Source organism: Campylobacter sp. 2018MI13, from assembly GCF_018501135.1.
Lineage (GTDB): Bacteria > Campylobacterota > Campylobacteria > Campylobacterales > Campylobacteraceae > Campylobacter_E.
In genome coordinates this window covers 1-11,353 of the sequence record NZ_JAHCZC010000062.1, presented here as the reverse complement: position 1 = coordinate 11,353, position 11,353 = coordinate 1, and the positions used below count along the sequence as shown (strand labels likewise).

The 11,353-nt window shown below is 27.9% G+C and carries 11 protein-coding genes; 8 read left to right on the top strand and 3 right to left on the bottom strand.

Features of this window, described 5'->3' with window-relative positions; genetic code table 11:
- From KJQ99_RS07025 to aspS, 3 genes are all read right to left on the bottom strand, one after another.
- Window positions 1–433: sugar 3,4-ketoisomerase (locus KJQ99_RS07025; protein ID WP_214150371.1), on the bottom strand; the 433-nt coding region annotated here is incomplete at its 3' end.
- Window positions 434–488: 55 nt separating this feature from the next.
- Window positions 489–2,405 carry a capsule polysaccharide biogenesis protein gene (locus KJQ99_RS07020; RefSeq protein ID WP_214150370.1) on the bottom strand — a complete coding sequence of 639 codons (1,917 nt, stop codon included), beginning with the start codon at window positions 2,403–2,405 and terminating at the stop codon, window positions 489–491.
- A 31-nt stretch (window positions 2,406–2,436) separates the two neighbouring features.
- The gene (gene aspS / locus KJQ99_RS07015) at window positions 2,437–4,194 is read right to left on the bottom strand and encodes an aspartate--tRNA ligase (RefSeq protein WP_214150369.1); all 1,758 of its coding nucleotides are present in this window, start codon (window positions 4,192–4,194) and stop codon (window positions 2,437–2,439) included.
- Between the two features lie 87 nt (window positions 4,195–4,281).
- Between aspS and KJQ99_RS07010 the strand changes: the two genes are divergently transcribed.
- From KJQ99_RS07010 to KJQ99_RS06975, 8 genes are all read left to right on the top strand, one after another.
- On the top strand, window positions 4,282–5,118 hold the full coding sequence (locus tag KJQ99_RS07010; protein ID WP_214150368.1) for an NAD(+)/NADH kinase: 837 nt from the start codon (window positions 4,282–4,284) through the stop codon (window positions 5,116–5,118).
- Window positions 5,115–6,635 carry an AAA family ATPase gene (locus KJQ99_RS07005; RefSeq protein WP_214150367.1) on the top strand — a complete coding sequence of 507 codons (1,521 nt, stop codon included), beginning with the start codon at window positions 5,115–5,117 and terminating at the stop codon, window positions 6,633–6,635. Before KJQ99_RS07010 ends, KJQ99_RS07005 begins: the two co-directional genes overlap by 4 nt.
- On the top strand, window positions 6,632–7,879 hold the full coding sequence (locus KJQ99_RS07000; protein WP_214117982.1) for a GGDEF domain-containing response regulator: 1,248 nt from the start codon (window positions 6,632–6,634) through the stop codon (window positions 7,877–7,879). The genes KJQ99_RS07005 and KJQ99_RS07000 overlap by 4 nt, the downstream gene beginning before the upstream one ends.
- A 2-nt stretch (window positions 7,880–7,881) precedes the next feature.
- On the top strand, window positions 7,882–8,637 hold the full coding sequence (locus tag KJQ99_RS06995; RefSeq protein ID WP_214119844.1) for a TatD family hydrolase: 756 nt from the start codon (window positions 7,882–7,884) through the stop codon (window positions 8,635–8,637).
- On the top strand, window positions 8,634–9,716 hold the full coding sequence (locus tag KJQ99_RS06990; RefSeq protein ID WP_214117987.1) for a lytic transglycosylase domain-containing protein: 1,083 nt from the start codon (window positions 8,634–8,636) through the stop codon (window positions 9,714–9,716). Before KJQ99_RS06995 ends, KJQ99_RS06990 begins: the two co-directional genes overlap by 4 nt.
- A complete protein-coding gene (locus KJQ99_RS10870; RefSeq protein WP_284444073.1) occupies window positions 9,713–10,468 on the top strand; it encodes a septal ring lytic transglycosylase RlpA family protein in 756 nt (251 codons plus the stop codon). The genes KJQ99_RS06990 and KJQ99_RS10870 overlap by 4 nt, the downstream gene beginning before the upstream one ends.
- A 2-nt stretch (window positions 10,469–10,470) precedes the next feature.
- Window positions 10,471–10,947 (top strand): KdsC family phosphatase, encoded by a 477-nt coding sequence (locus KJQ99_RS06980; RefSeq protein ID WP_214117989.1) that lies wholly within the window; start codon window positions 10,471–10,473, stop codon window positions 10,945–10,947.
- Window positions 10,941–11,353: hypothetical protein (locus tag KJQ99_RS06975; RefSeq protein WP_214150366.1), on the top strand; the 413-nt coding region annotated here is incomplete at its 3' end. The genes KJQ99_RS06980 and KJQ99_RS06975, both read left to right, overlap by 7 nt.

Sequence of the window (11,353 nt, the reverse complement as noted above, 5' to 3'; positions counted from 1 at the left end):
TGCTATTATTTATATCCCCCCCCCCATTATCATATATTTCTTTCGTTTTATTTATAAATGTATTGAAATTATTTAAGTAATCTTCTTTATTATATTTTTTTGAAGCTATGACCATCAATACGCAGTTTTCACTAAAATTTGAAAATTCTCTCCAAGTCATATTGCCTATATATAATCCTTTTGTAGGGGTATCCAATTTCACATTTGCTTCATTTATACCATCTGTTAGATAAAAATCACAACTACCATTTAAACATATACATATTTGTTCCAAATCTTTATGAGCATGTTTACCTCTAATGCAATCTTGTTTTGGATCATATATATAATAAACTCTTTTTATATTAAAAGGTATTTCTTCATTTTCTTGTAAAGCAACTAAACATCCATTATCGTCTTTGTGTTCTTTAAAATTTAAAATCTTATAATTCATTTCTTTCTCTAATGATAATTTGTAATTAGAATAAGGTTTTTATTTTAACAAATAATTATTTTAGTTTAGCTAATGCTTTAAAAGTAGAAATATATTTGCAATATATATTATTTATAGGGTTTAAATATCTAGGATATAAAATAATAACTCCGGCTATTAGTTCGTTAGTGTTTAGTTGTCTTCCACGGCGAGATAGGATTTCTGGAGTTATGTTTTTATCAATGGTTAGACCCCAGCCAGTGTAAAATGGAGCTCCGTAAGTTACCACTACTTTATCACGGATAAGTGCATCATATCCTGCTGTTGATGTGATAGTATGCACTTCATCACATGCTTTTATACAACTATCTATACTAATATCAGTTATAATTTCATCGCAATATTTTAAGATAATTTTCTCATCCTTAAGTCCTTTACGATTACCAGCTACTACATCAGGATGAACTTTATATATTATATAAGCTTCTGGGTTTTCAGCTCTAACTTGTTTTATTAGTTTTAAAGTGTCATATCCTAAACCACCACATTTGATAGACGCATCATCTTCAACTTGTGCTGGAATTAGTATTGTTTTTTGTTTTCTTTTTGGCAATTCTTGATGTTTTAAGCAATTGTATTTAGAAAATGAATTATCTAAAATTAGTTTTCTAATCTCTTTTGCTTCTTCTATTAACTCATCGCTAAAATTGGTATTTTTTAGGATATATTCTAATCTACTTGGGGTATTTGGGTCAAAATAAATCCCTATATCATCAACTACAAGCGAGTAGGGTACGGCGTAATTAGAACCTAGCCCAATTGAGCGAATAAATCCATCTTCAACAATACTAACATTTTTAAAGTATTTTAAAAGTTCTGATTTTTCATATGTTTTGCCCCAAATAAATGCTTTATCGTTTTCATTTAAATTGTATTTTTTAAGTTTTTTAAGAGATGAAATATAAATTATTTGATTATTGTCCGATTTAAAATAATGCTTAATATAAAATCTCTTATACCATAAAAACCCAAAGAAAAATAATCTCCCTGAATTAGCCTTATAAATTTCTCTAAATTGCACTATAGTTTTCATAGTATCAAAAATATCTGAAATATCTTCAGAGTAGGGATTATAATATTTCGTATATAAAAAATACATAGCATAAAATATTTCTTCAATATTTCTTATTTTTATTCTACGCTCACATTTTTGTTTATCTTTTGTAATTCCCCATCCTGCATAAAAAGGTATTCCATAGCACACACATTCACACCCGCAAAGTAAAGCTTCAAACCCCATTGTTGAAGTTTTTGTATAAACCTTTTTAAAGTTTTTAAGTAAAATTATTGGATTATAACTATCGCTTATAATCTCACACTCTTGTGGAATTTCATTTATGTTTATATCGCTTTGTTTTTTGCTATTTAGTGTATCTGGATGAATTTTTACATAAATTTTAGAATTAGGGTTTTCCTTGATTGCGTCTTTAATCATATCAAGTGAATTAATATTATTAGCTAAACCATATTTAAGTGATAGATCATTTGCACTTTGTAAAATCACTAAAACATTATCTTTATTTCCTAATTCAAATTCTTTGTAAGCATTGTTATATTTGCTTATATTATTATCTACTAGATATTTGATAGCTTTTCTTGCTTTTTGTAATTCATCTTCGCTAAACTCGTAAGTATTTAAAATATTTTCTAATCTACTAGCAGCGGTTGCATCGTAATAAATCCCAATATCATCAAATACTAGTGAAAAGCTATTTTTATCATTAATGCCAAGCCCTAAAGAGCGAATAAGCCCGTCTTCAAGTAAGCAAAATTTAGCATTATTTTTTTTAGCTAATTTCTTGGCTATTTTGCCACTTTCCTTTCTTCCCCAGCCATAATAAACACCATTGCAACTTGCATCACGCCAAGAAAGATTTAGAAAGTTTTTAACATTTTTACGAAGTTTGTATTGTTTAAAATATCTAATTAACATAGGATAAAAACCCCTTTTTTAGGGGTAAAAATTATTTTTTACTTTCTTTTAGTGCAATATGTAATTCATTTAGCTGAGCATAAGCAACTTTGCTTGGTGCGTCAGTCATTAGGCATTGTGCTCTTTGAGTTTTAGGGAATGCTATTACATCTCTAATTGAGCTAGATTTTGTAACTAGCATTAATAATCTATCAAGCCCTATTGCAAATCCACCATGACTAGGTGCTCCGTAGCTTAATGCGTCTAGTAAAAAGCCAAATTTTTCTTTTTGTTCATCTTCGCTAATTCCAAGTAATTTAAATACTTTTTGTTGAATATCACTTCTATGAATTCTTATACTTCCACCACCAAGCTCAACTCCGTTTAATACTATATCATAAGCAATAGAATTTATCTCATCAATTGGTGCATCGATATTTTTTGGCATTGTGAATGGATGGTGCATTGCCGAATAGCTTCCATCATCATTTTGCTCAAACATAGGAAAGTCAACAACCCATAAAAACTCAAATTTATTTTCATCAATAATCTTTAATTCATTCGCTAAGAATAATCTAAATCTTCCCATATAATCTAAAACGGTTTTTTTAGCACCAACGCCAAAGAATACTACATCTCCTACACTAAAATCAGCTTTTTCTTTTAAGAAATTTATAAGTTCAGCACCTTCATCATCAAAAAATTTAGTTAATGGTCCTTTTGGTCCATCTTCTTTCATTTGAATAAACGCTAGACCTTTAGCACCAAATTTTCTAACATATTCTTCAAATCCTTGCATTTGGCGTTTTGAAAAAATATTATCTCCATTTTTAACAACAATTGCTTTTACACGATTTTTCTTAGTATCTTTTGCAGGTTCGCTAAAAATAGTGTTATTTGACTTTGCAAAAATGTGAGCAGCATCAATCATCGGCATATCAAATCTTAAATCGGGCTTATCACTTCCATAGTTTTCCATTGCTTCATTATAAGTCATTCTTCTTACATTTTGTGGCATTGTAATGCCAACACTTGCAAATGTTTCTCTTAAGAAAGTTTCAGCATTTTGTATAACCATTTCTTGGTCGCAAAAACTCATCTCAACATCTATTTGAGTAAATTCAGGTTGTCTATCGGCTCTTAAATCTTCATCTCTAAAGCATTTTGCAATTTGAAAGTATTTGTCAAACCCAGCAACCATTAAAAGTTGTTTGAATAATTGTGGGCTTTGTGGTAACGCATAAAATTCGCCTTCATGCACACGAGATGGCACTAGATAATCTCTTGCACCTTCAGGTGTAGCTTTTGTTAAAATTGGAGTTTCTACTTCCATAAAGCCTAATTTTGTTAAAGCATTTCTAGCTGCTGTTGTAATAATTGAACGCTTTTTAAAATTATCTAATAATTTAGGATTTCTAAGACTTAAAAATCTATATTTTAGTCTTAATTCTTCATTAACATTTAAATCATTTATATCAAAAGGTAGCGCTTTTGCACTATTAATTAGTTCAATTTCGCTACATACTATTTCAATTTCTCCAGTTTTTAGTCTTGGATTTACTAAACCTTCGCCTCTAGCTCTAATCTTACCTTTAGCACTTATTACATACTCATCTCTTAAGCTGCTTGCTATTTCGTGAGCATTTTTGTTTATTTCAGGGTCACATACTAATTGAATAATACCTTCTTTATCTCTTAAATCTAAAAATACAACTCCACCATGGTCGCGGTAGCTATTTACAAATCCAGCTACAACTACTTCTTCATCAATGTTTTTAATGCTAAGCTCAGTGCTATAATGTGTTCTCAATTTCTTTCCTTAACATGAATTTTTATTAAATTAATTGATTTTTACTCAAAAATTGTAAATTTATAATAAAAAGAATAAGAAAAGATTATGAAAAATAAAGAAATTAAAAAAATAATTATATTTTGCAAATTAGGTTTAGAAGATAGTTTGGAATTAAATAATATAAAAAATTATCTTAATAGTAAAAATATTGCATATTTAATATATATAAATGATAGAAAAAATGAAATAGAATTTGATTTAGAAAATGTGGGATTATTAATATCCTTAGGTGGAGATGGAAATATAATTTCAGCTTGTAGATATTTAGCAAATTCTAATATTCCTGTGTTTGGAGTAAATGCCGGTAATTTAGGCTTTTTAACAGAGTTTAAAACTACAGAATTTGAAACTGGTATGAATGAGTTTTTAAATGGTTCATATAAACTTGAGCGACCATTTTTACTAAGTGTTCAAATAAAGCTAAATAATGGCAAAATCTTACAAAAATATGCTTTTAATGACGCAGTATTTAATAGAGCAAATCATTTATTATTAGCGGATATAAAAACGAGTTTTAAAGGAGATATTTTTAATAACTATAATGCCGATGGGCTTATAATCTCCACTCCTTCAGGCTCAACTGCTTATAATCTTAGTGCAGGCGGCTCAATTATTTATCCATTAAGCCGTGTTTTTATGCTAACTCCAATTTGTTCTCATTCGCTTACTCAAAGACCAATAGTATTACCTAAAAGTTTTTTTATTGATGTTATGAGTGCAAATTGCACTTTAAGTATAGATGGGCAAGAAGTATTTAATAAAGATGAATTTAAAAGCGTTAGAATAGGGCTTAGTAATGTAAGAGCAAATATTATTAGGCGTAAAAATAGCTCTTATTTTAGGGTTTTAAATGAAAAGCTTAATTGGGGAGAAGTAAGATGATAGAAAGATTATATTTTACAAATAATATAACTTTTGATGAACTTAACTTAGAATTTAAAAATGGTCTTATAGTTTTTACAGGTTCTAGTGGAGCTGGAAAATCAGTGATTTTTAAAAGCATATTAGCAGCTTTTGGAATTTTTGAAAGCAGTGCAAGTCTTTTAGAAATTAGCATAGATGATAAGATAAATGATGAAAGTATAGAAAATTCTAATCCTAATGTTTTTAGGGTTAAAAAGGATAAAGTTACTAGATATTTTATAAACAATCAAGCAGTTTCAAAAAAGATTATGAGTGAGCTAAATGCTAGTAATATTCGCTATTTATCGGCTAAAAATTATGATGATTTTGAGCCAAATTATTTATTAAAAATGCTAGATTTAATCATAGTTAAAAAAGAACAAAATTATGAAAATACTTTAAATGAATATAAAAATAATTTTAAAAAATTAGATGAATTAGAAAAAGAATACAAAAAATTATGTGAAGATGAAAATAAAATCAATGATTTAAAAGAATTATTAAGTTTAGAAATTAAAAAAATTAAAGATATAAATCCAAAAATAGGCGAATATGAAAAATTATTAGATATTAAAACCAAGCTTTCAAAAAGAGATAAAATAGAACAAGCTTTAAGAAAATCAGAAGGCATTTTTGCCTATGAGAGCAGTGTTTTAGAACTTTTAAGATTAGCTAATATTGATAGTGAATTTTTTGTAAGTGCTATGAATGAATTAAATGATATTTATAATGATTTAAATAATGATAGTAGTGAATTAGATATTGAAGAGATTTTAAATAGATTAGAAAAGCTTCATTATCTAGTAAAGCGTTATGGAAGCGTTGAAGATGCGTTAAATATACTCAAAGATAAAGAAAAAGAATTAAATATTTATGAAAATATTGATTACGAAAAAGACAATATTGAAAAAGAGCTTAAAACTCTAAAAAATAAGCTTATAAGCGATGCGAAAGCTATATCAAAAATAAGATTAATTTACCTTAATGAACTTGAGTGTAAAATTAATGATTATCTAAATTTGTTATACTTAGACAAAATTGCTCTTAGGTTAGTGGAATTTGAACTAGGAATTAACGGCATAGATAGATTTGAAATCAGTTTAAATAAAGCAGGTTTTAAAGAGATTAGCTCGGGCGAGTTAAATAGATTAAGACTTGCATTTTTGGCTAGTTTTGCTGATTTTATTGATTATGCGAATGGTTATATATTTTTAGATGAGATAGATGCTAATTTAAGCGGAAAAGAGGCTATTAGTATTGCAAATGTAATTAGTAAATTAAGTAAGCATTATCAAATATTTGTAATAACTCATATGCCTTGGATTTGTGCAAAAGCAAATCAGCATTTTTTAGTAAGTAAAGAAAACAATAAAAGCTTTGCAAGAGAGCTTAGAAAAGATGAAGTAGCAAATGAACTTGCAAGAATGATTAGTGATGAGAATATCAGCCAATCAGCCTTAGATTTTGCAAAAACCATATTAGAAGGAAAAGAATGAAATTACTATTAGTAGATGACAATAAGATGTTAGCTAAAGCAATAGCAAAAAAAGTTAGTGGCGCATTAAATTGCGAATTTGATGTAGCTTATGATTTTGCAGAGGCTAAAGAGTTGCTAGATAATAATCAGTATTTTGCTGCATTACTTGATTTATGTTTGCCTGATGCTATGCATGGTCAAGTTGTTGATTATGCTCTATCTAAGAAAATTCCAAGTATTATTCTAACTGGACTTGATGATGACGCTACAAGAAAAAGTTTTATGGATAAAGACATTGTTGATTATGTATTAAAAGAAGGTAGCGAATGTGTTGATTATATAATAGATATTATTGAACGCTTACAAAGAAACGAAAATACAAAAATTATAGTGGCTGAAGATTCAATGGCTATGAGAAATATTATTAAAAATATTTTGCAAGCTTATAAATTCCAAGTTTTCCCAGCAGCTCACGGAGCTGAAGCATTAGGATATTTAGAACAACACCCTGATGTAAAACTTATTTTAACAGACAAAGAAATGCCAGCAGTTTCTGGTGAAGAGCTTATAAAAGAAGTTAGAAAATCTTATAATAAAAATCAATTAGGAATAATAGTTTTAACAGCTCACGGAAGTGATGATGTTGGTGCTAGAATGCTAAAAACCGGAGCAAATGATTTTATTCAAAAGCCATTTTCAAGAGAGAATATTATTTGTAGGATTAATAATAGTATAGATTTAATTTATTATTCAGAACAACTAAAAGAAAGTGCTGAAAAGGACTTTTTAACAAAATTAAATAATAGAAAAAGCTTTTTTGAGGCTAGCAAAGAATATTATTCAAAAATCAATGATGATGTTGATTTTGCTGTATTAATGATAGATATAGATAAATTTAAAAACATTAACGATACACTAGGTCATGCTGCAGGAGATAGCGTTATTGTTCAGTGTGGTCAGACTCTACTTGAACAAGTTAAGGGCGGGGATATGGTTGCTAGATTTGGTGGCGAAGAATTTTGTTTATTAATTAAAAATATTAAGAAAGAAGACGCTATTAAAATGGCAGTGAAAATTAGAAGTGCAATTAAATCAACTCCTGCTATGTATCTTGATAAACCAATTAATTTCACAGCTTCAATAGGAGTTGCAGTAGGCTCTAAAAAATCAGAAATAGAAGAAATGATTAAAAAAGCCGATGAAGCTTTATACGACGCTAAAAGAAATGGTCGTGATAGAGTTGAAGTTTATGAAGGCGAATAATAGTGATAATTGATACTCATACGCATTTAGATGATGAAAGATATGATGATATCTTAGATGAAGTTTTGCTTAATGCTAGCAATGAAGAAGTAAAACTTCATATTATTCCAGGTGCTGATATAAAAACATTACAAAAAGCTCGTGATATTTCACATAAATATGATAATGTATATTTTGCTGCTGGAGTTCATCCTTATGATATACAAGATTTTGATTTAGACTACTTAAAGAGTTTTTTAGAAGATAGTAAATGTGTTGCAATAGGAGAATGTGGTTTAGATTATTATAAAAATCCTAGCGAAGAAGAAAAAAAGCTACAAAAAGAAGTATTCAAAAAACAGATTGAACTATCAATTGAACGAAAACTACCATTAATAATACATATAAGAGACGCAAATGCTGATTCTTTAGAAATATTAAAGGCTTATAAAGAAGCTTTTGGAGTATTGCATTGTTTTAATGCAAGTCCAATTCTATTGGAATTAAGCGATAGATTTTATTATGGAATTGGAGGAGTGCTTACATTTAAAAATGCAAAAAACTTAGTTGAAATCTTACCTAAAATCAAAACAGATAGATTACTTATAGAAACTGATTCACCTTATCTTACCCCGCATCCACACAGGGGGACTTTAAATGAGCCAAAATATTGCAAATTAGTTGCACAAAAAATGGCAGAAATACTAAATAAATCAATTGAGGAGATAGAAGAACTTACAACAAATAACGCAAAAAAATTATTTAAAGGATTAATTTGAAAAAATTTATATTATTAATAGTTACAAGTATTTGTTTATATGCGAATTTTTCAGTAGATAAATACGATAAACAAGAAAAAATCTTAAAAAGTATTGATGTAGATTTAAGATATTTACAAGACCAATCTTTTATGGAAATTTTTTACGATATGAGTGAAAGAGAAGTGCTTTATTTTACAAAAGTATTGAATGAAGCTAATATGAATATTCCAATTATTAAAGCAATTTTAAAAAAAGAAGGTGTTCCTGATGTTTTTTTATATCTTGCTATGGTTGAGAGTAATTTTAAAACAGATGCTAAATCTGGAGTAAAAGCTACAGGTGTTTGGCAATTTATGGAACCTACTGCTAAGAATTTTGGTCTAAAAATTGACAAATTTATTGATGAAAGAAAAGATGTTGTAGCTGCTAGTGTTGCTGCTGCAAAATATTTGCATAGGCTAAAAGATGAATTTGGTAAATGGTATTTAGCTATTTTTGCTTACAATTGTGGAAATGGCTGTGTTAGAAAAGCTATTAAAAATGCAGGTAGTGATGAATTAAGTGTATTATTAGATGAAGACCAAAAATATTTACCTAAAGAAACAAGAAGATTTTTCAAAAAGATTTTAAGTACTAGTTTAATAGCAGAAAATGATATTGCTAAGTATGGTGATATTTATTTATTAAATCAAGTTATGGCACTTAATATAGGTAAAGTTGATGTAAAACCAAAAGAGAGTTTATCGTCAATTGCTAGAAAAGCTGGGATTAGTTTAAGTGAATTTAAAGATTTAAACCCACAATTTAAAGGCGATTTTGCACCACCTTATAATTATTATGCTTATTTACCAATAGAAAAGATAGCAGCTTATAAAGATAACTCAAATCCTATTAAGTATGCTAAAAATAATGTAAAAAATGTAATAAGCTATAGGGTAAAACAAGGTGATACAATATATGCAATAGCTAAGAAAAATGGTGTTTCTACAAATGCTTTAAGAGCTTATAATAATTTAAAAGATGATAGAATTGGAATTAATCAAACCTTATTAATTCCTGTATTAGTATATGATGATAGTAAGGAGGCTAAAAATTGAAAAAATATTTAGTTTTCGCTAGTTTTTTATTTTTATTTGCTGCTTGTTCAACTACAAGTAGCTTAAACCAAAATTATAATTATGGAGTAGCTAAACCAAATACTCCAGCTACAATGAGACCTTATACAATAAATGGTAAGACTTATTATCCAAGTAAGGTTGATATTGGAGATACTGAAACTGGCATTGCTAGTTGGTATGGTCCAGGTTTTCATGGTAAAAAGACTTCAAATGGAGAAACTTTTAATACAAATTCTATGACAGCAGCTCATAAAACTTTACCTATGAATACAATGGTTAGAGTTGATAATTTAGAAAATGGAAAAAGTGTTGTAGTAAGAGTTAATGATAGAGGGCCATTTGTTGCTGGAAGAATTATTGATTTATCAAATCGTGCAGCGCATGAAATAGATATGACTAAAAAAGGCACTGCAAGGGTAAAATTAACTATATTAGGTTTTAATCAAGACAATATTAAACCTCAAATATCTAATACAAATTCCAACATTCAAAATAGTGTAAATAGTATTATGGGTGGAGATTTTATGATACAAATAGGAGCGTTTAAAAGCTCTGCAAATGCTTATAATTTAGCAAAAAGATATGCAAATTATAAAGGTTATACAAGTAAAGTATTAAATTCTAGCGATGGATTTTATAGAGTGTTTTTAAAAGGCTTTAGAAGTGAAGAAGAAGCAAAGGATTTTATAAACTTAGCTAATTTTCTAGGTTCATTTATATTTAGGGAGTAAGAATGATTAAATTAGTTATTTTAGATATTGATGGATGTTTAAGTGATGGTAAAATTATTTATTCTCCTAATGCTGATTTGATTAAAGAATTTAATGTAAAAGATGGAGCTGCTATTTTAAAAGCTAAAGAATTGGGTATAAAATTTGCAATTATTACAGGAAGAAGTTCTGAAGTTGTTTTAAATAGGGCAAGAGATTTAGGCATTGAATATGTATATTGTGGTATTAAAGATAAGCTAAGTTGTGCTAAAACACTACTGAAAGATTTAAATATTACTTTTGATGAAGTTGCTGCAATAGGGGACTATTATAACGATTTAGACCTTTTAAAATCTGTTAAACTACCTTTTATTCCTAAAGATGGGGCAAAAATTTTTGGAAGAATTTTAAATACAAAAGGTGGATATGGTTGTGTGCATGAAATGCTTGAAATTATTGTAAAAGAAAATAATCAATTAAAGCAGTGGATTAAGTGTTAATAAAAACTTTTAATATTATTTTAGTTTCTATGCTATCTATGCTTTTTTTTATAATAATACAAAAGCCTTATGATATTGATAAGATGAATTATCAACTTGATTTTAAAAGCCTTGAAGCTAATGATATTATCGGTTATGAGCTTAGTAATAAGCTTGAAAAAATAGCTTATGCTAAGAAATATTACAAAATAAATAATCAAGATAATTTGATTAATTTAAGTATAAATGATTTAGAAAAGCATTTAAGTAGTAATAAAGCAACTAAAGAAAATAATATTATAGTATTAAATGGCGATGTCAAATATAAAGATAATCTAATTAAGCTTGAAAGCGATGTATTAAATTATTCAATAAATGAAAAAATCTTAAGCTCTTTGAGTAAAACTAAAGTAACTTATAATAATAG

Coding starts and splice junctions, on each gene's coding strand:
- KJQ99_RS07005 (WP_214150367.1), top strand. CDS start 5,115: ATGATAGAAAGATTATATTTTACAAATAATATAACTTTTGATGAACTT.
- KJQ99_RS07000 (WP_214117982.1), top strand. CDS start 6,632: ATGAAATTACTATTAGTAGATGACAATAAGATGTTAGCTAAAGCAATA.
- KJQ99_RS07010 (WP_214150368.1), top strand. CDS start 4,282: ATGAAAAATAAAGAAATTAAAAAAATAATTATATTTTGCAAATTAGGT.
- KJQ99_RS07020 (WP_214150370.1), bottom strand. CDS start 2,405: ATGTTAATTAGATATTTTAAACAATACAAACTTCGTAAAAATGTTAAA.
- KJQ99_RS06980 (WP_214117989.1), top strand. CDS start 10,471: ATGATTAAATTAGTTATTTTAGATATTGATGGATGTTTAAGTGATGGT.